We start from the raw sequence: 23,722 nt of genomic DNA on the forward strand, positions 1-23,722 counted from the left end.
CACAGTTCTACTTCCGTACTACTGACGTGACTGGTAACTGCGAGCTGCCAGAAGGCGTTGAAATGGTAATGCCAGGTGACAACATTCAGATGACTGTTACCCTGATCAAAACCATCGCGATGGAAGATGGTCTGCGTTTCGCTATCCGTGAAGGCGGTCGTACCGTCGGCGCTGGTGTCGTAGCCAAAATCATCGAATAAGCGGTTGTAATGTATTTTTCGGGCCGGCATAATGGTCGGCCTGATTTTGTTTTAGGTCAGTAGCTCAATTGGCAGAGCGACGGTCTCCAAAACCGTAGGTTGGGGGTTCGATTCCCTCCTGACCTGCCAGATTCACTCGGTGTGTCTGGCTTTCTTTTCACAGGATCTTCATAGATGACTCCTAAAGCTGAAGCTCAAGGCTCTCGCTTCGATCTGCTCAAGTGGCTTGTAGTAGTCGCTTTGGTAGTTGTTGGCGTTGTTGGCAATCAGTATTACGCTGCTTCGCCGATCCTGTACCGTGTACTCGCTTTGCTTGCCATTGCTGCTGTAGCTGTCTTTGTAGGCCTGCAAACCGCGAAGGGCAAGTCTTTCTTTGTACTGGTTAAGGAAGCTCGCACCGAGATTCGTAAAGTCGTGTGGCCAACTCGCCAAGAAACCACGCAGACCACGCTGATTGTCGTGGCTGTTGTTCTGGTTATGGCGTTGCTGTTGTGGGGTCTTGATTCCCTGCTCGGCTGGCTTGTTTCCTTGATTGTCGGCTAAGGGTGTCCCGTGGCTAAGCGTTGGTATGTTGTGCATGCTTACTCGGGTTACGAGAAGCATGTGATGCGCTCGCTGATCGAGCGCGTAAAGCTGGCTGGCATGGAAGATGGCTTCGGCGAGATTCTGGTTCCCACTGAAGAAGTGGTTGAGATGCGTAACGGCCAGAAGCGCAAAAGCGAACGGAAGTTCTTCCCAGGCTATGTGCTGGTCCAGATGGATATGAACGAGGGTACTTGGCACTTGGTCAAGGATACTCCTCGGGTGATGGGTTTCATCGGCGGTACCGCTGACAAGCCTGCGCCGATTACCGATAAAGAGGCAGAAGCGATTCTGCGTCGCGTTGCTGATGGTAGCGACAAGCCGAAGCCGAAGACGTTGTTCGAGCCAGGCGAGACGGTACGTGTCAATGACGGTCCATTCGCTGATTTCAATGGCGTTGTGGAAGAAGTTAACTACGAAAAGAGCCGGATCCAAGTGGCAGTGCTCATTTTCGGTCGCTCTACTCCGGTGGAGCTCGAGTTCAGTCAGGTCGAGAAGGTCTAACTGGGCAAGCAATCCCAACCCCGCAGCCTAAGGCTGTGGGGTTTTGTCGTCACTGGGATAAACGCGCAAGTAACCGGGGAGCCTTTCGAGGCGTTCGAACCCGTAATTGGAGTGCCTCATGGCCAAGAAGATTACCGCTTACATCAAGCTGCAAGTGAAGGCCGCTCAGGCTAACCCAAGTCCACCGGTTGGTCCTGCTCTGGGTCAGCACGGCGTGAACATCATGGAATTCTGCAAGGCTTTCAACGCCCGTACCCAGGGTCTTGAGCCAGGTCTGCCGACTCCAGTGATCATCACTGTCTACAGCGACCGTAGCTTCACTTTCGAAACCAAATCCACCCCTGCTTCGGTTCTGCTGAAGAAGGCGGCCGGTCTGACCAGCGGTTCCGCTCGTCCGAACACCGTTAAGGTTGGCACCGTTACCCGTGCTCAGCTGGAAGAAATCGCGAAAACCAAAAACGCGGATCTGACTGCAGCTGATATGGATGCAGCCGTGCGTACTATCGCCGGTTCTGCTCGTAGCATGGGCCTTAACGTGGAGGGTGTGTAATGGCTAAGCTGACCAAGCGTCAAAAGGCTATCGCCGGCAAAATCGAAGCAGGCAAGGCCTACAACATCGTAGACGCCGCTGCTCTGCTGGCCGAGCTGTCGACTGTCAAGTTCAGCGAGTCGTTCGACGTTGCTGTAAACCTGGGTGTAGACCCGCGTAAATCTGACCAGGTTGTTCGTAGCGCTACTGTGCTGCCACACGGCACTGGCAAGACCGTTCGCGTTGCTGTGTTCACCCAGGGTCCAGCTGCTGAGGCCGCTCTGGCTGCCGGCGCTGACCGTGTAGGTATGGACGACCTGGCTGCCGAAATGAAAGGCGGCGACCTGAACTATGACGTAGTGATCGCATCCCCGGATGCCATGCGCGTTGTAGGTCAGTTGGGTCAGATCCTCGGTCCACGTGGCCTGATGCCTAACCCTAAAGTCGGCACCGTAACTCCAGACGTAGCCAACGCGGTCAAGAACGCCAAGGCTGGTCAGGTTCGTTATCGCACCGACAAAAACGGCATCATCCACACTTCCGTTGGCAAGATGGGCTTCGACGCCGTCAAGCTGAAGGAAAACGTTGAAGCCCTGATCGCTGATCTGAAGCGTATCAAGCCAGCTTCCTCGAAAGGCATTTACGTCAAGCGCGTTACCCTGAGCACCACCATGGGCCCAGGTCTGGTTATCGACCAGAGCTCGCTCGACGCGTAAGACAAAGGTTGGCGCGGTTTGCCGCGCCAATTGAAAGATTGGGGTCCCTGCCTGGCGGGGGCTATCCAAGACCGTAGGCGGCGCAAGCCTTAAACCTCAAGCCTACGCAGATGGTGCTCCCGGTTCCTTACCGAATCAGACACCAAAACGACATTCGGTTCCGATCGAATGAAACGGTAACAAGCAGGAGTTAAACCCGTGGCAATTAATCTCGAAGACAAGAAGGCCATCGTCGCTGAAGTCAACGAGGCTGCCAAAGTCGCTCTGTCCGCTGTCGTGGTTGATGCACGTGGCGTAACAGTAGGCGCAATGACCGGACTCCGTAAAGAGGCTCGTGAAGCTGGCGTTTACGTACGTGTCGTACGTAACACCCTGCTCAAGCGCGCTGTTGCTGACACTCAATACAGTGTCCTCAACGACGTGTTCACCGGCCCGACCCTGATTGCATTCTCGAACGAACATCCGGGCGCTGCTGCCCGTATCTTCAAAGAGTTTGCCAAGGGTCAGGACAAGTTCGAGATCAAGGCAGCTGCGTTCGAGGGCAAGTTCCTCGCAGCTAATCAGATCGACGTACTGGCAACTCTGCCGACCCGTGACGAAGCAATTTCTCAGCTGATGAGCGTGATTCAAGGCGCAACCAGCAAATTGGCTCGTACTCTGGCGGCAATTCGCGACCAGAAAGAAGCTGCCGCAGCCTAAGGCTCGTCACTTCTCGCGTTTTTTGTTTATTTCGATGGTCGCGTAGGCCGTCCCCCAATTCAGGAATTGAGTCATGTCTCTGACTAACGAACAAATCATCGAAGCAATCGGCCAGAAATCCGTAGTGGAAATCGTTGAGCTGATCAAAGCGATGGAAGAAACCTTCGGTGTTACCGCTGCTGCCGCTTCGGCTGGCCCAGCTGTAGCTGCTGCTGCTGTTGAAGAGCAAACCGAGTTCAACGTTGTTCTGCTGGAAGCTGGCGAGAAGAAGGTTAACGTGATCAAGGCAGTTCGTGAACTGACCGGTCTGGGCCTGAAAGAAGCCAAAGAGAAAGTAGACGGCGCTCCTCAGGTTGTAGCTGAAGGCGTTTCGAAAGAAGCGGCTGAAGACGCCAAGAAGAAGCTGGAAGAAGCAGGCGCTAAAGTCGAGCTGAAGTAAGCATCGACTTTGCTCCTCCAGCCCGAGCGTCAAGCGACAGGCTGATGGCTGGTGGCTCTTGCCACCGGCCTTTTTCCGTTATTGGCAGCCGACTGGGTCGGTGCTGATAAAGGCGCTGTAACCACCCGATGCGGTGGCGCAAACCATGGGGTTTGCACGATTTTCTGGCTGCTCCCGTCGGGAGGGGCCAAACAAGCAGGTGACCAAGCTGGGGAACGCTGATGGCTTACTCATATACTGAGAAAAAACGTATCCGCAAGGACTTTAGCAAGTTGCCGGACGTCATGGATGTGCCTTACCTCCTGGCCATCCAGCTGGATTCGTATCGTGAATTCTTGCAAGCGGGAGCGACTAAAGATCAGTTCCGCGACGTGGGCCTGCATGCGGCCTTCAAATCCGTTTTCCCGATCATCAGCTACTCCGGCAATGCTGCGCTGGAGTACGTCGGTTATCGCCTGGGCGAACCGGCATTTGATGTCAAAGAATGCGTATTGCGCGGTGTGACTTTCGCCGTACCTTTGCGGGTAAAAGTGCGCCTGATCATTTTCGACAAAGAATCGTCGAACAAAGCGATCAAGGACATCAAAGAGCAAGAAGTCTACATGGGTGAAATCCCCCTGATGACTGAGAACGGTACCTTCGTAATCAACGGTACCGAGCGTGTTATCGTTTCCCAGCTGCACCGTTCCCCGGGCGTGTTCTTCGACCACGACCGCGGCAAGACGCACAGCTCCGGCAAACTGCTGTACTCGGCTCGCATCATTCCTTACCGCGGTTCGTGGCTGGACTTCGAATTCGACCCGAAAGACTGCGTCTTCGTGCGTATCGACCGTCGTCGCAAACTGCCGGCTTCGGTACTGCTGCGCGCACTCGGTTACACCACCGAAGAAGTGCTGGACGCGTTCTACACCACCAACGTATTCCACCTGAGCGGCGAAACCCTCAGCCTGGAACTGGTGCCATCGCGCCTGCGTGGTGAAGTTGCGGTTCTGGACATCCAGGACGAGAAGGGCAAGGTCATCGTTGAGCAAGGCCGCCGTATTACCGCGCGCCACATCAACCAGATCGAAAAAGCCGGTATCAAGACGCTGGACGTGCCACTCGACTACGTCCTTGGCCGCACCACCGCCAAGGCTATCGTGCACCCGGCTACCGGAGAAATCCTGGCCGAATGCAACACCGAGCTGAACACTGAAGTCCTGGCAAAAATCGCCAAGGCTCAGGTCGTTCGCATCGAGACCCTGTACACCAACGACATCGACTGCGGTCCGTTCGTCTCCGACACGCTGAAGATCGACTCCACCAGCAACCAATTGGAAGCGCTGGTCGAGATCTATCGCATGATGCGTCCAGGCGAGCCGCCAACCAAAGACGCTGCCGAAACCCTGTTCAACAACCTGTTCTTCAGCCCTGAGCGCTATGACCTGTCTGCGGTCGGCCGGATGAAGTTCAACCGTCGTATCGGTCGTACCGAGATCGAAGGTTCGGGCGTGCTGTGCAAGGAAGACATCGTCGCGGTCCTGAAGACTCTGGTCGACATCCGCAACGGTAAAGGCATCGTCGATGACATCGACCACCTGGGTAACCGTCGTGTTCGCTGCGTAGGCGAAATGGCCGAGAACCAGTTCCGCGTTGGCCTGGTACGTGTTGAGCGTGCGGTCAAAGAGCGTCTGTCGATGGCAGAAAGCGAAGGCCTGATGCCGCAAGACCTGATCAACGCCAAGCCAGTGGCTGCGGCGGTGAAAGAGTTCTTCGGTTCCAGCCAGCTGTCGCAGTTCATGGACCAGAACAACCCGCTGTCCGAGATCACCCACAAGCGTCGTGTCTCTGCACTCGGCCCTGGCGGTCTGACTCGTGAGCGCGCAGGCTTCGAAGTCCGTGACGTACACCCGACTCACTACGGTCGTGTCTGCCCGATTGAAACGCCGGAAGGTCCGAACATCGGCCTGATCAACTCCCTGGCTGCGTACGCTCGCACCAACCAGTACGGCTTCCTGGAAAGCCCGTACCGCGTGGTGAAAGAGGGTGTAGTCACCGACGAGATCGTGTTCCTGTCCGCTATTGAAGAAGCCGATCACGTGATCGCGCAGGCTTCGGCGACCATGAACGAGCAGAAAGTCCTGATCGACGAACTGGTTGCCGTACGTCACCTGAACGAATTCACCGTCAAGGCGCCGGAAGACGTCACCCTGATGGACGTTTCGCCGAAGCAGGTTGTGTCGGTTGCAGCGTCGCTGATTCCGTTCCTCGAGCACGACGACGCCAACCGTGCGTTGATGGGTTCGAACATGCAGCGTCAGGCTGTACCGACTCTGCGCGCTGACAAGCCGCTGGTAGGTACCGGCATGGAGCGTAACGTAGCCCGTGACTCCGGCGTTTGCGTCGTGGCTCGTCGTGGTGGCGTGATCGATTCCGTCGATGCCAGCCGTATCGTGGTTCGTGTTGCCGATGACGAAGTTGAAACCGGTGAAGCCGGTGTCGACATCTACAACCTGACCAAGTACACCCGCTCGAACCAGAACACCTGCATCAACCAGCGTCCGCTGGTGCGTAAAGGTGATCGCGTTCAGCGTAGCGACATCATGGCCGACGGCCCGTCCACCGACATGGGTGAGCTGGCGCTGGGTCAGAACATGCGCATCGCGTTCATGGCATGGAACGGCTTCAACTTCGAAGACTCCATCTGCCTGTCCGAGCGTGTGGTTCAGGAAGACCGTTTCACCACGATCCACATTCAGGAACTGACCTGTGTGGCCCGTGACACCAAGCTTGGCCCAGAGGAAATCACTGCGGACATCCCGAACGTGGGTGAAGCTGCACTGAACAAGCTGGACGAAGCCGGTATCGTTTACGTAGGTGCTGAAGTAGGCGCAGGCGACATCCTGGTTGGCAAGGTCACTCCCAAAGGCGAGACCCAACTGACTCCGGAAGAAAAACTGCTGCGTGCAATCTTCGGTGAAAAAGCCAGCGACGTTAAAGACACATCCCTGCGCGTGCCAACCGGCACCAAAGGTACTGTCATCGACGTACAGGTCTTCACCCGTGACGGCGTTGAGCGTGATGCTCGTGCACTGTCGATCGAGAAGTCCCAGCTGGACGAGATCCGCAAGGATCTGAACGAAGAGTTCCGCATCGTTGAAGGCGCGACTTTCGAGCGTCTGCGTTCCGCACTGGTAGGCCACAAGGCCGAAGGCGGCGCCGGCCTGAAGAAGGGGCAGGACATCACCGACGAAGTACTCGACGGTCTTGAGCACGGCCAGTGGTTCAAACTGCGCATGGCTGAAGATGCGCTGAACGAGCAGCTCGAGAAGGCTCAGGCCTACATCGTTGATCGTCGCCGTCTGCTGGACGACAAGTTCGAAGACAAGAAGCGCAAACTGCAGCAGGGCGATGACCTGGCTCCAGGCGTGCTGAAAATCGTCAAGGTTTACCTGGCAATCCGTCGCCGCATCCAGCCGGGCGACAAGATGGCCGGTCGTCACGGTAACAAGGGTGTGGTCTCCGTGATCATGCCGGTTGAAGACATGCCGCACGATGCCAATGGCACCCCGGTCGACGTGGTCCTCAACCCGCTGGGCGTACCTTCGCGTATGAACGTTGGTCAGATCCTCGAAACCCACCTGGGCCTCGCGGCCAAAGGTCTGGGCGAGAAGATCAACCGGATGGTCGAAGAGCAGCGTAAAGTCGCTGAACTGCGCACCTTCCTGGACGAGATCTACAACCAGATCGGCGGTCGTAACGAAGATCTGGACAGCTTCTCCGATCAGGAAATCCTCGATCTGGCGAACAACCTGCGTGGCGGCGTTCCAATGGCCACTCCAGTGTTCGACGGCGCCAAGGAAAGCGAAATCAAGGCCATGCTGAAACTGGCAGACCTGCCGGAAAGCGGCCAGATGCAGCTGACCGACGGCCGTACCGGCAACAAGTTCGAGCGTCCAGTTACCGTTGGCTACATGTACATGCTGAAGCTGAACCACTTGGTAGACGACAAGATGCACGCGCGTTCTACCGGTTCTTACAGCCTGGTTACCCAGCAGCCGCTGGGTGGTAAGGCGCAGTTCGGTGGTCAGCGTTTCGGGGAGATGGAGGTCTGGGCACTGGAAGCATACGGTGCTGCTTACACTCTGCAAGAAATGCTCACAGTGAAGTCGGACGATGTGAACGGCCGTACCAAGATGTACAAGAACATCGTGGATGGCGATCACCGTATGGAGCCGGGCATGCCCGAGTCCTTCAACGTGTTGATCAAGGAAATTCGTTCCCTCGGCATCGATATCGATCTGGAAACCGAATAACACGTGACGCGAATCGAGAGCGGGGCAGGAATGCCCGCTCTCTGCTCCGCCAGGAGGAAAGGCCTTGAAAGACCTACTGAATTTGCTGAAAAACCAGGGTCAAGTCGAAGAGTTCGACGCCATCCGCATCGGATTGGCCTCGCCGGAGATGATCCGTTCGTGGTCGTTCGGTGAAGTTAAAAAGCCGGAAACCATCAACTACCGTACGTTCAAACCCGAGCGTGACGGCCTGTTCTGCGCCAAGATCTTTGGTCCGGTAAAGGATTACGAGTGCCTGTGCGGTAAGTACAAGCGCTTGAAGCACCGTGGTGTGATCTGCGAGAAGTGCGGCGTTGAAGTCGCACTGGCAAAGGTTCGTCGTGAGCGCATGGCGCACATCGAACTGGCTTCGCCGGTTGCCCACATCTGGTTCCTGAAATCGCTGCCGTCGCGTATCGGCCTGCTGATGGACATGACCCTGCGTGATATCGAACGCGTTCTCTACTTCGAGAGCTATGTCGTTATCGATCCAGGCATGACCACCCTTGAGAAAGGTCAGCTGCTGAACGACGAGCAGTATTTCGAAGCGCTGGAAGAGTTTGGTGACGATTTCGACGCCCGCATGGGTGCCGAAGCTGTCCGTGAACTGCTGCATGCTATCGACCTGGAGCACGAGATTGGCCGTCTGCGCGAAGAGATTCCGCAAACCAACTCGGAAACCAAGATCAAGAAGCTGTCCAAGCGTCTGAAGTTGATGGAAGCCTTCCAGGGTTCCGGCAACCTGCCAGAGTGGATGGTGCTGACCGTTCTGCCGGTTCTGCCGCCAGATCTGCGTCCACTGGTCCCGCTGGATGGCGGTCGTTTCGCGACCTCCGACCTCAACGATCTGTATCGTCGAGTGATCAACCGTAACAACCGTTTGAAGCGCCTGCTGGATCTGTCCGCGCCGGACATCATCGTGCGCAACGAAAAGCGTATGTTGCAGGAAGCGGTCGATGCACTGCTCGACAACGGTCGTCGTGGCCGCGCAATCACCGGTTCCAACAAGCGTCCTCTGAAATCCCTGGCTGACATGATCAAGGGTAAGCAAGGTCGTTTCCGTCAGAACTTGCTCGGTAAGCGTGTTGACTACTCCGGTCGTTCGGTAATTACCGTAGGCCCGACCCTGCGTCTGCACCAGTGCGGTCTGCCGAAGAAGATGGCTCTCGAGCTGTTCAAGCCGTTCATTTTCGGCAAGCTGGAAATGCGTGGTCTGGCGACCACCATCAAAGCGGCCAAGAAAATGGTCGAGCGCGAGTTGCCAGAGGTTTGGGACGTTCTCGCTGAAGTGATTCGCGAACACCCGGTTCTGCTCAACCGTGCACCGACCCTTCACCGTCTGGGTATCCAGGCGTTTGAACCGGTACTGATCGAAGGTAAGGCTATCCAGCTGCACCCTCTGGTCTGCGCCGCGTACAACGCCGACTTCGACGGCGACCAAATGGCCGTGCACGTACCGCTGACGCTGGAAGCCCAGCTCGAAGCCCGTGCGTTGATGATGTCGACCAACAACATTCTGTCGCCAGCCAACGGTGAGCCAATCATCGTTCCGTCGCAGGACGTTGTATTGGGTCTGTACTACATGACTCGTGAAGCGATCAACGCCAAGGGCGAAGGTCGTGTGTTCGCGGATCTGCAGGAAGTCGACCGTGTGTTCCGTGCCGGCGAAGCCGCACTGCACGCCAAGGTCAAGGTTCGTATCAACGAAACCGTCAACGACCGTGACGGCAACAGCGTGAGCGGTACCCGTATCGTCGACACCACTGTCGGCCGTGCGCTGCTGTTCCAGGTTGTGCCGAAAGGTCTGTCGTTCGACGTCGTCAACCTGCCGATGAAGAAAAAGGCGATCTCCAAGCTGATCAACCAGTGCTACCGCGTGGTTGGTCTGAAAGAGACCGTGATCTTCGCTGACCAGTTGATGTACACCGGTTTCGCTTACTCGACCATCTCCGGCGTTTCCATCGGTGTTAACGACTTCGTTATCCCGGATGAAAAAGCCCGCATCATCGGTGCAGCCACCGACGAAGTGAAAGAGATCGAGAGCCAGTACGCCTCCGGCCTGGTAACCCAGGGCGAGAAGTACAACAAAGTGATCGACCTCTGGTCGAAAGCGAACGACGAAGTTTCCAAGGCGATGATGGCCAACCTCTCGAAAGAGAAAGTCATCGACCGTCACGGCGACGAAGTCGACCAAGAGTCTTTCAACTCGATGTACATGATGGCCGACTCGGGTGCGCGGGGTTCCGCAGCACAGATTCGTCAGCTGGCCGGTATGCGTGGTCTGATGGCCAAGCCGGACGGTTCCATCATTGAAACGCCGATTACTGCGAACTTCCGTGAAGGTCTGAGCGTACTTCAGTACTTCATCTCGACTCACGGTGCTCGTAAAGGTCTGGCGGATACCGCGTTGAAAACCGCTAACTCCGGTTACCTGACGCGTCGTCTGGTAGACGTGGCGCAGGATCTGGTAGTTACCGAGATCGATTGCGGCACCGAACACGGTCTGCTGATGACTCCGCACATTGAAGGCGGTGACGTTGTAGAGCCGCTGGGTGAGCGCGTATTGGGTCGTGTCATTGCCCGTGACGTATTCAAGCCGGGTACCGAGGACGTTATCGTTCCTGCCGGCACTCTGGTTGACGAGAAGTGGGTCGAGTTCATCGAGCTGAACAGCATCGACGAAGTGATCGTGCGTTCGCCGATCAGCTGCGAAACCCGCTACGGCATCTGTGCCAAGTGCTACGGCCGTGATCTGGCTCGTGGTCACCAGGTGAACATCGGTGAAGCGGTCGGCGTTATCGCTGCCCAGTCCATCGGTGAGCCGGGTACTCAGCTGACCATGCGTACGTTCCACATCGGTGGTGCGGCAAGCCGTACTTCCGCAGCCGACAGCGTTCAGGTGAAGAATGGCGGTACCGTCCGTCTGCACAACCTGAAGCACGTTGAGCGAGTGGATGGCCATCTGGTTGCGGTGTCCCGTTCCGGTGAGCTGGCAATTGCGGACGACTTCGGTCGTGAGCGCGAGCGTTACAAGCTGCCGTACGGTGCTGTGATTTCGGTTAAGGAAGGTGACAAGGTCGACGCTGGCGCAATCGTGGCTAAGTGGGATCCGCACACTCACCCGATCGTTACCGAAATGAAAGGTACCGTGACCTACGTGGGCATGGAAGAAGGCATCACGATCAAGCGTCAGACTGACGAATTGACCGGTATGACCAACATTGAAGTACTCGACGCGAAAGATCGTCCAGCTGCCGGCAAGGAAATCCGTCCAGCAGTGAAGATGGTCGACGACAACGGCAAGGATCTGTTGCTGCCAGGCACTGACGTTATCGCTCAGTACTTCCTGCCAGCAAACGCCCTGGTCGGTGTGGCTGACGGTGCGAAGATTGCGATCGGTGATGTTATCGCTCGTATCCCGCAGGAAACTTCGAAGACCCGTGACATCACCGGTGGTCTGCCGCGTGTTGCCGACCTGTTCGAAGCCCGTCGTCCGAAAGAAGCGTCGATTCTGGCTGAAGTCAGCGGCACCATCGCGTTCGGTAAAGAGACCAAGGGCAAGCGCCGTCTGGTCATTACCCCGAACGACGGTAGCGATCCGTACGAAGAGCTGATTCCGAAGTGGCGTCACCTGAACGTCTTCGAAGGCGAACAGGTAAACCGCGGCGAAGTTATCTCCGACGGTCCAAGCGATCCGCACGACATCCTGCGTCTGCTGGGTGTAAGCGCGCTGGCCAAGTACATCGTCAACGAGATCCAGGACGTTTATCGTCTGCAAGGCGTGAAGATCAACGACAAGCACATCGAGACCATCCTGCGTCAGATGCTGCGTAAAGTTGAGATCTCCGAGTCCGGCGATTCCAGCTTCATCAAGGGCGACCAGATGGAACTGACTCACGTGCTGGTAGAGAACGAGCGTCTGAGCGCGGAAGACAAGTTTGTCTCCAAGTTCACTCGCGTTCTGCTGGGTATCACCAAGGCGTCGTTGTCCACCGAATCGTTCATCTCGGCGGCTTCCTTCCAGGAAACCACCCGCGTACTGACCGAAGCGGCAGTCACCGGCAAGCGCGATTACCTGCGCGGCCTGAAAGAAAACGTAGTCGTGGGTCGTCTGATCCCGGCCGGTACCGGTCTTGCCTATCACAGCGAGCGCAAGCGTCGCCGTGATGCCGACAAGCCGTTGCGCGTGAGCGCCAGTGAAGTGGAAGCGGCACTGACCGAAGCGCTGAACTCGAGCGGTAACTGAGTTCTGCGATAAACGAGCGTGAGGCCCTGATCGCTCCGTTCGTCGAATCGAGACATTAAGTCAAGGTTCGATGGGCGGGGAGGTCGGGGCCTTGCCTTGACTGGGATCAAGATCCTCTTTAGACTCTTGATCCCCTAAATTTGGCGGGAATTCGTTCCTGCCATTTTGCTTTTCTTGCAAGACAATAGCGTCGCAAGACAACAGTGGAGCTAGTAGATGGCAACTATCAACCAGCTGGTACGTCAGCCGCGTAAGCGTATCGTCGAGAAATCCGACGTACCTGCGCTGCAGAACTGCCCGCAACGTCGTGGCGTGTGCACCCGTGTGTACACCACCACGCCGAAAAAACCTAACTCGGCACTGCGTAAAGTATGCCGTGTGCGTCTGACCAACGGTTTCGAGGTTTCCTCGTACATCGGCGGTGAAGGCCACAACCTGCAAGAGCACAGCGTGGTACTGATCCGCGGCGGTCGTGTAAAAGACTTGCCAGGTGTTCGTTACCACACCGTTCGCGGCTCCTTGGATACTTCCGGCGTTAAAGGCCGTAACCAGGGTCGTTCGAAGTACGGTACCAAGCGTCCGAAGTAATCGGCCGTTTTGCAGATTTTTATTTTATTGAGTCGATAAGAGTAAGGTCGGGCACGCATCCTCTGGATCTGTCCCGAGCTAACCTGAAGACCGCTTGAGGGCTTATCATGCCAAGACGTCGCGTAGCAGCAAAGCGTGAGATTCTGGACGATCCGAAATACGGAAGCCAGATCCTCGCCAAATTCATGAACCACGTTATGGAAAGCGGCAAGAAAGCCGTTGCCGAGCGTATCGTTTATGGTGCCCTGGAAACCGTTGCGGCCCGTAAGGCTGGCACCGATCCCCTGGAACTCTTCGAAAAAGCACTCGACGCCATCGCTCCGCTGGTCGAAGTGAAGTCGCGCCGCGTTGGTGGTGCTACTTACCAGGTTCCGGTCGAGGTTCGTCCTTCCCGTCGTAACGCTCTGGCAATGCGCTGGTTGGTAGACTTCGCCCGTAAGCGCGGCGAGAAGTCTATGGCTCTGCGTTTGGCTGGCGAACTGCTGGATGCTGCTGAAGGTAAAGGTGCTGCTGTTAAGAAGCGTGAAGACGTGCACCGTATGGCCGAAGCTAACAAAGCTTTCTCGCACTACCGCTTCTAATTTTAGCTTCACTAATTTTGCGAGGGCTTTATGGCTCGTACTACTCCGATTAGCCGCTACCGTAACATCGGTATCGTCGCTCACGTGGATGCTGGTAAAACCACCACCACCGAGCGCGTACTGTTTTACACCGGCAAAAGTCACAAAATGGGCGAGGTGCATGATGGCGCCGCGACCACAGACTGGATGGTTCAGGAGCAGGAGCGTGGTATTACCATTACGTCTGCTGCCATTACCGCCTTCTGGAAAGGTTCCGAGAAGCAGTACTCTCACGAGCACCGTTTCAACGTAATCGATACCCCGGGCCACGTTGACTTCACCATTGAAGTTGAGCGTTCCCTGCGCGTACTCGACGGCGCTGTCGTTGTGTTCTGCGGTACTTCGGGTGTTGAGCCGCAGTCGGAAACCGTATGGCGTCAAGCCAACAAATACGGCGTTCCACGTCTTGTTTACGTAAACAAGATGGACCGTGCCGGCGCCAACTTCCTGCGCGTGATCGGTCAGATCAAGCAGCGTCTGGGTCACACTCCGGTGCCGATCCAGTTGGCCATCGGTTCCGAAGACAACTTCCAGGGTCAGATCGATCTGATCAACATGCAAGCTGTCTACTGGAACGACTCCGACAAAGGTATGGTCCCTGTTCGCAAGGACATTCCTGCCGAGCTGCAAGAGCTGGCTGAAGAGTGGCGCAACAACATGGTTGAAGCTGCTGCCGAAGCCAACGAAGAGCTGATGAACAAGTACCTGGAAGGCGAAGAGCTGTCGATCGAAGAGATCAAGGCTGCTTTGCGTCAGCGTACTATCGCCGGCGAAATCGTTCTGGCCGTTTGCGGTTCTTCGTTCAAGAACAAGGGTGTTCCCCTGGTTCTCGACGCCGTTATCGACTACCTGCCTGCTCCGACCGACATTCCTGCTATCAAGGGTTCCAACCCTGATAACGAGGAAGAAGAGATGGAGCGTCATGCAGACGACAACGAGCCTTTCGCGGCTCTGGCGTTCAAGATCGCTACCGACCCGTTCGTGGGTACCCTGACCTTCGTCCGCGTTTACTCGGGCGTGTTGAACTCCGGCGACGGCGTGATCAACTCGGTCAAAGGCAAGAAAGAGCGCGTGGGTCGTATGGTGCAAATGCACGCAAACGCCCGTGAAGAGATCAAGGAAGTGCGCGCTGGCGACATCGCGGCCCTGATCGGCATGAAGGACGTCACCACCGGTGAAACCCTCTGCAACGCTGACAAGCCAATCATCCTGGTTCGCATGGACTTCCCGGAGCCGGTTATTTCGGTTGCCGTAGAGCCTAAGACCAAGGATGACCAGGAAAAAATGGGTATCGCTCTGGGCAAGCTTGCCCAGGAAGACCCGTCTTTCCGCGTTAAAACTGATGAAGAGACTGGTCAGACGATCATCTCCGGCATGGGCGAGCTGCACCTGGACATCCTGGTTGACCGGATGCGCCGTGAGTTCAACGTCGAAGCCAACATCGGCAAGCCTCAGGTTTCGTATCGTGAGCGCATCACGAAGAACTGTGAAATCGAAGGCAAGTTCGTTCGTCAGTCCGGTGGTCGTGGCCAGTTCGGTCACTGCTGGATCCGTTTTGCTCCTGCTGACGAAGGTCAGGAAGGTCTGCAATTCGTGAACGAAGTTGTAGGTGGTGTGGTTCCTAAGGAATACATCCCGGCTATCCAGAAGGGTATCGAAGAGCAGATGAAGAACGGCGTTGTTGCCGGCTATCCGCTGATCGGCCTGAAGGCTACCGTGTTCGATGGTTCTTACCACGACGTCGACTCCAACGAGATGGCGTTTAAAGTGGCTGCTTCCATGGCGACCAAGCAACTGGCCCAGAAGGGTGGTGGTGAGTTGCTCGAGCCGATCATGGCTGTAGAGGTTGTTACGCCTGAAGACTATATGGGTGATGTGATGGGCGACCTTAACCGTCGTCGCGGCATGATCCAGGGTATGGAAGACACAGTGTCCGGCAAGGTTATCCGTGCCGAGGTTCCACTGGGTGAGATGTTCGGTTATGCGACCGACGTTCGTTCCATGTCCCAGGGTCGCGCAAGCTACTCTATGGAATTCAAAAAATACGATACGGCTCCGTCGCACATCGTCGAATCCGTAACCAAAAAACAAGGCTGATTCAGCCCCTTTAGGCTAGGAGTTAATTGTCGTGGCTAAAGAAAAATTTGATCGTTCCCTACCGCACGTCAACGTTGGCACCATCGGTCACGTTGACCACGGTAAAACCACTCTGACTGCTGCTCTGACTCGCGTCTGCTCCGAAGTTTTCGGTTCGGCCGTCGTTGAATTCGACAAGATCGACAGCGCACCAGAAGAAAAAGCTCGCGGTATCACCATCAACACCGCTCACGTTGAGTACAACTCGACTATTCGTCACTACGCTCACGTTGACTGCCCAGGTCACGCTGACTACGTGAAGAACATGATCACCGGTGCTGCCCAGATGGACGGCGCGATCCTGGTTTGCTCGGCCGCTGATGGTCCGATGCCACAAACCCGTGAGCACATCCTGCTGTCCCGTCAGGTAGGCGTTCCGTACATCGTGGTTTTCCTGAACAAGGCTGACCTGGTAGACGACGCTGAGCTGCTGGAACTGGTTGAGATGGAAGTTCGTGACCTGCTGTCGACCTACGACTTCCCGGGCGACGACACTCCGATCATCATCGGTTCGGCTCGTATGGCGCTGGAAGGCAAAGACGACAACGAAATGGGCACCACTGCCGTTCGTAAACTGGTTGAAACTCTGGACACCTACATCCCAGAACCAGTTCGTATGATCGACAAGCCATTCCTGATGCCAATCGAAGACGTGTTCTCGATCTCGGGTCGCGGTACTGTTGTGACTGGTCGTATCGAGCGCGGTATCGTTCGCGTTCAGGACGCTCTGGAAATCGTTGGTCTGCGTGACACCACCACCACCACCTGCACCGGTGTTGAAATGTTCCGCAAGCTGCTCGACGAAGGTCGTGCTGGCGAGAACTGCGGCGTTCTGCTGCGTGGTACCAAGCGTGACGACGTTGAGCGTGGCCAGGTTCTGGTCAAGCCAGGTTCGGTCAAGCCGCACACCAAGTTCACCGCAGAAGTTTACGTTCTGAGCAAGGAAGAAGGCGGTCGTCACACTCCGTTCTTCAAAGGCTACCGTCCACAGTTCTACTTCCGTACTACTGACGTGACTGGTAACTGCGAGCTGCCAGAAGGCGTTGAAATGGTAATGCCAGGTGACAACATTCAGATGACTGTTACCCTGATCAAAACCATCGCGATGGAAGACGGTCTGCGTTTCGCTATCCGTGAAGGCGGTCGTACCGTCGGCGCTGGCGTCGTAGCCAAAATCATCGAGTAAGACTTTTAAAGTCAGCTTGATGGATTGAAAAAGCCCCCGCTCAGCGGGGGCTTTTTTATTGGGTTGACACCTATCGGGGGCGTCTATAGAATTGCGCCTCCTTTTAACGGGCGTATTGCGCCCGGTGGGAATAGCAGCCGGAGTCTGAAATCCAATGCAAAATCAGCAAATCCGTATCAGGTTGAAGGCTTTTGACCATCGCCTGATCGACCAATCAACCCAGGAAATCGTGGAAACCGCGAAACGTACTGGTGCTCAAGTGCGTGGTCCAATTCCACTGCCTACCCGTAAAGAGCGGTTCACCGTTCTGGTTTCCCCGCACGTCAACAAAGACGCGCGTGACCAGTACGAAATCCGCACTCATAAGCGTGTCCTGGACATCGTCCAGCCAACGGATAAAACCGTTGATGCGCTGATGAAGCTTGATCTTGCGGCCGGTGTGGAAGTGCAGATCAGCCTCGGCTAAGACTCGGTCTTGGTCGTGTAACGCTCTGAAATGGGCGGCCATAGCGGGTGAAAGCCCCGTACACTCATGAGGTTTACAACATGACTATTGGTGTAGTCGGTCGTAAATGCGGTATGACCCGTATTTTCACCGAAGAAGGTGTCTCCATTCCGGTCACGGTCATTGAGATCGAGCCGAATCGCGTCACCCAGTTCAAAACTGAAGAGACCGATGGCTATCGTGCAGTGCAAGTCACTGTCGGCGAGCGTCGCGCTTCGCGTGTAACAGCAGCTCAGGCTGGCCACTTCGCTAAAGCGAACGTTGCCGCTGGTCGCACTACCATGGAATTCCGTCTTGAAGAAGGCGAGTACCAGGCTGGCGATCTGATCAACGCTGAAATCTTCGCCGCTGGCCAACTGGTTGATGTAACCGGTCAGTCCAAGGGTAAGGGCTTCCAGGGTACGATCAAGCGTTGGAATTTCCGCGGGCAAGATAACACCCACGGTAACTCCGTATCCCACCGCGTCCCAGGCTCTATCGGCCAGTGCCAGACTCCTGGTCGTGTATTCAAGGGCAAAAAAATGTCCGGTCATATGGGCGCTGAGCGCGTGACCGTGCAGTCCCTGGAAGTAGTGCGCGTGGACGCTGAACGCAATCTGTTGTTGGTCAAGGGTGCTGTTCCTGGCGCTACTGGCGGCAACCTGGTTGTACGTCCAGCAGCCAAGGCTCGCGGTTAAGGGGAAGCTGACATGCAATTAAATGTAAATGACGCTCAAGCGATCGAAGTTTCCGAACTGACATTTGGCGGCGAATTCAACGAGACGCTGGTTCACCAAGCAGTCGTGGCCTACATGGCCGGCGGCCGTCAAGGTAGCAAGCAGCAGAAGACCCGTTCCGACGTTCGTGGTGGCGGCAAGCGCCCATGGCGTCAGAAAGGTACTGGCCGTGCTCGTGCCGGTACTATCCGTAGCCCAATCTGGCGTGGCGGCGGTACCACTTTCGCAGCTCGTCCACAGGATCACTCCCAGAAGCTGAACAAGAAGATGTATCGCGCAGCAATGCGTTCCATCCTTGCTGAGCTGGTGCGTACTGATCGTCTGGTCGTGGTTCAGGATTTCGCTGTTGAAACTCCGAAAACCAAAGATCTGCTGGGCAAACTGAACAACATGAGCCTGACCGACGTTCTGATCGTGTCGGACGCTGTTGATCAGAACCTGTACCTGGCTGCTCGCAACCTGCCGCACGTAGATGTACGTGATGTGCAAGGTTCCGATCCAGTTAGTCTGATCGCATACGACAAGGTGTTGATCACCGTGTCGGCCGTGAAGAAATTCGAGGAGCTGCTGGGATGAACCAGGAACGCGTATTTAAAGTTCTGCTTGGCCCGCACGTTTCCGAGAAGGCTACGGTTCTGGCAGACAAGAAAGGCCAGTTCGTTTTCAAGGTTGCTACTGATGCAACCAAGCTGGAAATCAAGAAGGCCGTCGAAAGCCTGTTCAGCGTGAAAGTAGAGCGCGTCACTACCCTGAACGTTCTGGGTAAGAGCAAGCGCACTGCTCGCGGTCTGGGCAAGCGTAATGACTGGAAGAAGGCAGTTATCTCCCTTCAGCCAGGCCAAGATCTCGATTTCAGCAGCAGTGCTGAGTAAGGAAGGGGTGCATCATGGCAATCGTTAAATGCAAACCGACTTCCCCTGGCCGCCGTTTTGTGGTCAAGGTGGTCAACCAGGAGCTGCATAAAGGCGCTCCTCACGCACCGCTGCTCGAGAAAAAATCGAAGTCTGGTGGTCGTAACAACAATGGCCGTATTACCACTCGTCACATCGGTGGTGGTCATAAGCAGCATTACCGTATGGTCGATTTCCGTCGCAACGACAAAGATGGCATCGTCGCCACTGTCGAGCGTATCGAATACGATCCAAACCGTACTGCTCACATCGCACTGCTCTGCTACGCAGACGGCGAGCGCCGCTACATCATCGCCCCTAAAGGCGTGAGTGCTGGCGACCAGCTGATCGCAGGCGCTCTGGCTCCAATCAAGCCAGGCAACGCTCTGCAACTGCGCAACATTCCAGTCGGTTCTACCGTACACGGCATCGAATTGAAGCCAGGTAAAGGTGCACAGATCGCTCGTTCCGCTGGTGCTTCGGCTCAGCTGATCGCTCGTGAAGGTGTCTACGTGACCCTGCGTCTGCGTTCCGGTGAAATGCGTAAAGTCCTGGCTGAATGCCGTGCGACCCTGGGTGAAGTCTCGAACTCCGAGCACAGCCTGCGTTCGCTGGGTAAAGCTGGTGCCAAACGCTGGCGTGGCGTTCGCCCAACCGTTCGTGGTGTTGCCATGAACCCGGTTGACCACCCACATGGTGGTGGTGAAGGTCGTACCTCTGGTGGTCGTCATCCGGTATCGCCATGGGGCTTCCCGACTAAGGGCGCGAAGACTCGTGGTAATAAGCGTACCGACAAAATGATCGTCCGTCGTCGCAAGTAAATAGAGGGATACGACAGTGCCACGTTCTCTGAAAAAAGGTCCTTTTATTGATCTTCACCTACTGAAGAAGATCGAAGTGGCGGCGGAAAAGAACGATCGCAAACCAATTAAAACCTGGTCGCGTCGTTCGATGATCCTGCCACAAATGGTCGGTCTGACCATCGCAGTACACAACGGTCGTCAGCACGTCCCAGTTCTCGTTAACGAAGACATGGTCGGCCACAAACTGGGCGAGTTCGCCGGTACCCGCAACTATCGCGGGCACGTGGCTGACAAGAAAGCCAAGCGTTAAGGGGTAAGGAAATGGAAGTAGCCGCTAAGTTGTCGGGCGCTCGAATCTCCGCCCAGAAAGCCCGCTTGGTCGCCGACCAGATCCGCGGGAAGAAGGTGGGCGAAGCGCTCAACCTGTTGGCTTTCAGCAGTAAGAAAGCCGCCGAGATCATGAAGAAAGTGCTGGAGTCGGCCGTAGCCAACGCCGAGCATAACGAAGGCGCAGACGTTGATGACCTGAAGGTCAGCACCGTTTTCGTCAACGAAGGGCGTTCGCTGAAGCGCATCATGCCACGTGCCAAAGGCCGTGCTGATCGCATCGTCAAGCGGTCTTGCCATATCACTGTCAAGGTTGCTGACAAGTAACGGAGTCGAAGAGATGGGTCAGAAAGTACATCCCATTGGCATTCGCCTGGGAATCGTCAAGGAGCACACCTCCGTCTGGTACGCAGACGGTCGGACTTATGCGGACTACTTGTTCGCAGATCTGAAAGTGCGTGAGTATCTCCAAGACAAACTAAAAAGCGCGTCCGTAAGCCGTATCGATATCCATCGTCCGGCCCAAACTGCACGCATCACCATCCACACCGCTCGTCCAGGTATCGTTATCGGGAAGAAAGGTGAAGATGTTGAGAAACTGCGTCAGGACCTGACCAAGCAAATGGGTGTGCCTGTGCACATCAATATCGAAGAGATCCGCAAGCCGGAGCTCGACGGTATGCTGGTTGCGCAGAGCGTAGCTCAGCAGCTGGAGCGTCGTGTAATGTTCCGTCGCGCTATGAAGCGCGCTGTACAGAACGCCATGCGCATTGGTGCCAAGGGCATCAAAATCCAAGTGAGCGGTCGTCTCGGCGGTGCTGAAATCGCACGTACTGAATGGTATCGCGAAGGTCGTGTGCCACTGCACACCCTGCGTGCCGACATCGACTATGCCAACTACGAAGCTCACACCACTTACGGTGTGATCGGTGTAAAGGTTTGGATCTTCAAAGGCGAAGTTATTGGTGGTCGCCAAGAAGAACTGAAACCACAAGCACCAGCGCCTCGTAAAAAAGCTGCTAAGTAAGGGGTACGCCAAATGTTGCAACCAAAGCGTACGAAGTTCCGCAAGCAGATGACCGGCCACAACCGTGGTCTGGCACTGCGCGGTAGCAAAGTCAGCTTCGGCGAGTTCGCGCTGAAGTCTGTTGCTCGTGGTCGTCTCACCGCTCGTCAGATCGAGTCAGCGCGTCGTGCTCTGACCCGTCACGTAAAACGTGGCGGCAAGATCTGGATCCGTGTATTCCCGGACAAGCCGATCTCCAAGAAGCCTCTCGAGGTTCGTATGGGTAAAGGTAAGGGTAACGTGGAGTACTGGGTTGCCCAGATTCAGCCAGGCAAAGTCCTGTATGAAATCGAGGGTGTTTCTGAAGAGCTGGCGCGTGAGGCTTTCGCCCTGGCTGCTGCAAAGCTGCCGCTCGCCACCTCCTTTGTTAAACGGACGGTGATGTGATGAAAGCGAATGAACTTCGTGAAAAATCCGCACAGCAGCTGAACGAGCAACTGCTCGGCTTGCTGCGCGACCAGTTCAATCTGCGCATGCAGAAAGCAACTGGCCAGTTGGGGCAGTCTCATCTGCTCTCGCAAGTTAAGCGTGACATCGCTCGCGTGAAGACTGTGCTCAACCAGCAGGCAGGTAAGTGATCATGGCTGAAGCCGAAAAAACTGTCCGTACGCTGACTGGCCGTGTTGTCAGCGACAAGATGGACAAAACCATCACCGTTCTGATCGAGCGTCGCGTAAAGCACCCGATCTACGGTAAATACGTTAAGCGTTCGACTAAGCTGCACGCGCACGACGAAACCAATCAGTGCCACATCGGCGACAAAGTCACTATTCGTGAAACTCGTCCGATGGCCAAGACCAAGTCTTGGGCGCTGGTTGATGTTCTCGAACGCGCTGTGGAAGTCTAAGGGCTAGGGGTCGGAGAAATTATATGATTCAGACTCAATCCATGCTCGATGTGGCCGATAACAGCGGCGCTCGCCGTGTTATGTGCATCAAGGTGCTGGGTGGCTCCCATCGTCGTTACGCTGGTATCGGTGACATCATCAAAGTTACCGTGAAGGAAGCAATTCCTCGCGGTAAGGTGAAAAAAGGCCAAGTGATGACTGCTGTTGTAGTCCGCACTCGTCACGGCGTACGTCGTGCTGATGGCTCCATTATCCGCTTTGATGGCAACGCTGCTGTTCTTCTGAACAACAAGCAAGAGCCGATCGGCACCCGTATCTTTGGGCCAGTGACCCGTGAACTTCGTACTGAGAAGTTCATGAAGATCGTCTCGCTCGCCCCAGAAGTGCTGTAAGGAGATCCGACATGCAAAAGATTCGTCGTGACGACGAGATCATCGTGATCGCCGGCAAAGACAAAGGTAAGCGCGGTAAGGTGCTGAAGGTTCTTGCTGACAACCGTCTGGTTGTTGGTGGTCTGAACCTGGTCAAGCGTCATACCAAGCCTAACCCGATGTCGGGCGTACAGGGCGGTATCGTCGAGAAAGAAGCGCCACTGCACGCTTCCAACGTCGCCATCTTCAACGGCGAAACCAACAAGGCTGACCGCGTTGGTTTCAAAGTAGAAGACGGTAAGAAAATTCGTGTCTTCAAGTCGACCCAAAAAGCGGTTGATGCTTGAACACTGCTAGGTAGAAGACCATGGCACGACTAAAAGAGATTTACCGGAAGGAAATCGCTCCGAAACTTAAGGAAGAACTTAAGCTTTCGAACGTGATGGAAGTTCCGCGCGTTACCAAAATCACCCTGAACATGGGTCTGGGCGAAGCGATCGGCGACAAAAAAGTCATCGAGCACGCTGTTGCTGACCTGGAAAAGATCACCGGCCAGAAAGTCGTTGTGACCTACGCTCGTAAATCCATCGCTGGCTTCAAAGTCCGCGAAGGATGGCCGATCGGCGTCAAAGTGACCCTGCGCCGTGAGCGTATGTACGAGTTCCTGGATCGTCTGCTGTCGATCTCCCTGCCTCGGGTTCGCGACTTCCGCGGCCTGAATGCCAAGTCCTTCGATGGTCGTGGCAACTACAGCATGGGCGTGAAAGAGCAGATCATCTTCCCGGAAATCGACTACGACAAGATCGATGCTCTCCGCGGTCTGGACATTACCCTGACCACCACTGCCAAGAACGATGATGAAGGCCGCGCTCTGCTGCGTGCTTTCAAATTCCCGTTCCGCAACTGATTGGAGTAGGAAAATGGCCAAGAAGAGCATGAAGAACCGTGAGCTGAAGCGTCAGCTCACCGTTGCCAAGTACGCCACCAAGCGTGCAGCGCTGAAAGCTATCATCGTCGATCTGAACGCAAGTCCAGAAGCGCGTTGGGAAGCTACCGTAGCTCTGCAGAAGCAACCACGTGACGCAAGCGCTTCGCGCATGCGTAACCGTTGCCGCCTGACTGGTCGTCCGCACGGCGTGTACCGCAAGTTCGGCCTCGGCCGTAACATGCTGCGTCAAGCTGCAATGCGTGGTGACGTACCAGGTCTGGTTAAAGCCAGCTGGTAACAGTTGTCAAAGTCTCGATGTTCGGGTTCGCAAGAACCTGACCATCGGTGACCTTGAATCTGAATCAAGCCCCTTTTGGGGCTTGATTCATTTCTGGGGTGTGTCTAGAATGACCGGCTCGCCTGAGCCCGTGTTTTTCTGCCCGGAAGTTCTCGGCGACAAGTAGTAGCCGCAAGGCTAATTTTTTTGTATTAGGAGCGTCTAGCCCATGAG

At 55.7% G+C, this 23,722-nt stretch carries 27 protein-coding genes, 1 tRNA gene and 1 pseudogene; all 29 read left to right on the forward strand.

Features of this window, described 5'->3' with window-relative positions; all coding sequences use genetic code 11:
• Positions 1 to 200 (forward strand): annotated as a pseudogene (locus J5M66_RS25280) (elongation factor Tu); the annotation flags it as partial.
• 53 nt (positions 201 to 253) lie between these two features.
• Positions 254 to 329, forward strand: a tRNA-Trp gene (locus tag J5M66_RS25285).
• 45 nt (positions 330 to 374) lie between these two features.
• Entirely contained in the window at positions 375 to 743 is a 369-nt protein-coding gene (gene secE, locus J5M66_RS25290; RefSeq protein WP_123443233.1) for a preprotein translocase subunit SecE, read from the forward strand.
• A 9-nt stretch (positions 744 to 752) separates the two neighbouring features.
• Complete coding sequence (gene nusG, locus J5M66_RS25295; protein WP_007957598.1) at positions 753 to 1,286, forward strand: transcription termination/antitermination protein NusG; 534 nt, start codon at positions 753 to 755, stop codon at positions 1,284 to 1,286.
• Positions 1,287 to 1,404: 118 nt separating this feature from the next.
• Positions 1,405 to 1,836 carry a 50S ribosomal protein L11 gene (gene rplK / locus J5M66_RS25300; RefSeq protein ID WP_003176435.1) on the forward strand — a complete coding sequence of 144 codons (432 nt, stop codon included), beginning with the start codon at positions 1,405 to 1,407 and terminating at the stop codon, positions 1,834 to 1,836.
• On the forward strand, positions 1,836 to 2,531 hold the full coding sequence (gene rplA / locus J5M66_RS25305) for a 50S ribosomal protein L1 (protein WP_016772938.1): 696 nt from the start codon (positions 1,836 to 1,838) through the stop codon (positions 2,529 to 2,531). The genes rplK and rplA overlap by 1 nt, the downstream gene beginning before the upstream one ends.
• 198 nt (positions 2,532 to 2,729) lie before the next feature.
• Entirely contained in the window at positions 2,730 to 3,230 is a 501-nt protein-coding gene (rplJ, locus tag J5M66_RS25310; RefSeq protein WP_008081912.1) for a 50S ribosomal protein L10, read from the forward strand.
• Between the two features lie 73 nt (positions 3,231 to 3,303).
• Positions 3,304 to 3,669, forward strand: a complete 366-nt coding sequence (gene rplL, locus J5M66_RS25315; RefSeq protein WP_007962228.1) for a 50S ribosomal protein L7/L12 — start codon at positions 3,304 to 3,306, stop codon at positions 3,667 to 3,669.
• 221 nt (positions 3,670 to 3,890) lie between these two features.
• On the forward strand, positions 3,891 to 7,964 hold the full coding sequence (gene rpoB / locus J5M66_RS25320) for a DNA-directed RNA polymerase subunit beta (RefSeq protein WP_016772939.1): 4,074 nt from the start codon (positions 3,891 to 3,893) through the stop codon (positions 7,962 to 7,964).
• A gap of 64 nt (positions 7,965 to 8,028) precedes the next feature.
• A complete protein-coding gene (rpoC, locus tag J5M66_RS25325) occupies positions 8,029 to 12,228 on the forward strand; it encodes a DNA-directed RNA polymerase subunit beta' (protein ID WP_016772940.1) in 4,200 nt (1,399 codons plus the stop codon).
• 216 nt (positions 12,229 to 12,444) lie between these two features.
• On the forward strand, positions 12,445 to 12,816 hold the full coding sequence (gene rpsL / locus J5M66_RS25330) for a 30S ribosomal protein S12 (RefSeq protein ID WP_003186084.1): 372 nt from the start codon (positions 12,445 to 12,447) through the stop codon (positions 12,814 to 12,816).
• A gap of 107 nt (positions 12,817 to 12,923) precedes the next feature.
• Positions 12,924 to 13,397: a 30S ribosomal protein S7 gene (gene rpsG / locus J5M66_RS25335; protein ID WP_016772941.1), complete on the forward strand. Its 474-nt coding sequence runs from the start codon at positions 12,924 to 12,926 to the stop codon at positions 13,395 to 13,397.
• A 30-nt stretch (positions 13,398 to 13,427) separates the two neighbouring features.
• Complete coding sequence (gene fusA / locus J5M66_RS25340; protein WP_016772942.1) at positions 13,428 to 15,533, forward strand: elongation factor G; 2,106 nt, start codon at positions 13,428 to 13,430, stop codon at positions 15,531 to 15,533.
• A 31-nt stretch (positions 15,534 to 15,564) separates the two neighbouring features.
• Positions 15,565 to 16,758 (forward strand): elongation factor Tu, encoded by a 1,194-nt coding sequence (gene tuf, locus J5M66_RS25345; RefSeq protein WP_024014521.1) that lies wholly within the window; start codon positions 15,565 to 15,567, stop codon positions 16,756 to 16,758.
• A 154-nt stretch (positions 16,759 to 16,912) separates the two neighbouring features.
• Positions 16,913 to 17,224, forward strand: coding sequence for a 30S ribosomal protein S10 (gene rpsJ, locus J5M66_RS25350; protein ID WP_003186070.1), 312 nt, complete (start codon positions 16,913 to 16,915; stop codon positions 17,222 to 17,224).
• An 80-nt stretch (positions 17,225 to 17,304) separates the two neighbouring features.
• The gene (gene rplC / locus J5M66_RS25355; protein ID WP_003228738.1) at positions 17,305 to 17,940 is read left to right on the forward strand and encodes a 50S ribosomal protein L3; all 636 of its coding nucleotides are present in this window, start codon (positions 17,305 to 17,307) and stop codon (positions 17,938 to 17,940) included.
• A 12-nt stretch (positions 17,941 to 17,952) separates the two neighbouring features.
• The gene (rplD, locus tag J5M66_RS25360) at positions 17,953 to 18,555 is read left to right on the forward strand and encodes a 50S ribosomal protein L4 (protein ID WP_003228735.1); all 603 of its coding nucleotides are present in this window, start codon (positions 17,953 to 17,955) and stop codon (positions 18,553 to 18,555) included.
• On the forward strand, positions 18,552 to 18,851 hold the full coding sequence (rplW, locus tag J5M66_RS25365) for a 50S ribosomal protein L23 (protein WP_002555488.1): 300 nt from the start codon (positions 18,552 to 18,554) through the stop codon (positions 18,849 to 18,851). The genes rplD and rplW overlap by 4 nt, the downstream gene beginning before the upstream one ends.
• 14 nt (positions 18,852 to 18,865) lie before the next feature.
• Positions 18,866 to 19,690 (forward strand): 50S ribosomal protein L2, encoded by an 825-nt coding sequence (rplB, locus tag J5M66_RS25370; RefSeq protein WP_016772943.1) that lies wholly within the window; start codon positions 18,866 to 18,868, stop codon positions 19,688 to 19,690.
• A 16-nt stretch (positions 19,691 to 19,706) separates the two neighbouring features.
• A complete protein-coding gene (rpsS, locus tag J5M66_RS25375; RefSeq protein WP_011336172.1) occupies positions 19,707 to 19,982 on the forward strand; it encodes a 30S ribosomal protein S19 in 276 nt (91 codons plus the stop codon).
• A gap of 11 nt (positions 19,983 to 19,993) precedes the next feature.
• Positions 19,994 to 20,326: a 50S ribosomal protein L22 gene (gene rplV / locus J5M66_RS25380; protein WP_003103908.1), complete on the forward strand. Its 333-nt coding sequence runs from the start codon at positions 19,994 to 19,996 to the stop codon at positions 20,324 to 20,326.
• Between the two features lie 13 nt (positions 20,327 to 20,339).
• On the forward strand, positions 20,340 to 21,026 hold the full coding sequence (gene rpsC / locus J5M66_RS25385; protein ID WP_003176422.1) for a 30S ribosomal protein S3: 687 nt from the start codon (positions 20,340 to 20,342) through the stop codon (positions 21,024 to 21,026).
• A 12-nt stretch (positions 21,027 to 21,038) separates the two neighbouring features.
• On the forward strand, positions 21,039 to 21,452 hold the full coding sequence (rplP, locus tag J5M66_RS25390; RefSeq protein ID WP_003228729.1) for a 50S ribosomal protein L16: 414 nt from the start codon (positions 21,039 to 21,041) through the stop codon (positions 21,450 to 21,452).
• Positions 21,452 to 21,643 (forward strand): 50S ribosomal protein L29, encoded by a 192-nt coding sequence (rpmC, locus tag J5M66_RS25395; RefSeq protein WP_002555481.1) that lies wholly within the window; start codon positions 21,452 to 21,454, stop codon positions 21,641 to 21,643. The genes rplP and rpmC overlap by 1 nt, the downstream gene beginning before the upstream one ends.
• Positions 21,644 to 21,645: 2 nt before the next feature.
• Positions 21,646 to 21,912 (forward strand): 30S ribosomal protein S17, encoded by a 267-nt coding sequence (gene rpsQ / locus J5M66_RS25400; RefSeq protein ID WP_003194644.1) that lies wholly within the window; start codon positions 21,646 to 21,648, stop codon positions 21,910 to 21,912.
• Between the two features lie 23 nt (positions 21,913 to 21,935).
• Positions 21,936 to 22,304, forward strand: a complete 369-nt coding sequence (gene rplN / locus J5M66_RS25405) for a 50S ribosomal protein L14 (protein WP_002555479.1) — start codon at positions 21,936 to 21,938, stop codon at positions 22,302 to 22,304.
• An 11-nt stretch (positions 22,305 to 22,315) separates the two neighbouring features.
• The gene (gene rplX, locus J5M66_RS25410; protein ID WP_003186046.1) at positions 22,316 to 22,630 is read left to right on the forward strand and encodes a 50S ribosomal protein L24; all 315 of its coding nucleotides are present in this window, start codon (positions 22,316 to 22,318) and stop codon (positions 22,628 to 22,630) included.
• A gap of 20 nt (positions 22,631 to 22,650) precedes the next feature.
• On the forward strand, positions 22,651 to 23,190 hold the full coding sequence (rplE, locus tag J5M66_RS25415) for a 50S ribosomal protein L5 (protein WP_003210069.1): 540 nt from the start codon (positions 22,651 to 22,653) through the stop codon (positions 23,188 to 23,190).
• A 13-nt stretch (positions 23,191 to 23,203) separates the two neighbouring features.
• The gene (gene rpsN / locus J5M66_RS25420; protein ID WP_003186042.1) at positions 23,204 to 23,509 is read left to right on the forward strand and encodes a 30S ribosomal protein S14; all 306 of its coding nucleotides are present in this window, start codon (positions 23,204 to 23,206) and stop codon (positions 23,507 to 23,509) included.
• The last annotated feature ends 213 nt before the right edge of the window (positions 23,510 to 23,722 follow it).

Source organism: Pseudomonas sp. 67(2021) (assembly GCF_017491835.1).
Classification (GTDB): Bacteria; Pseudomonadota; Gammaproteobacteria; order Pseudomonadales; family Pseudomonadaceae; genus Aquipseudomonas; species Aquipseudomonas atacamensis.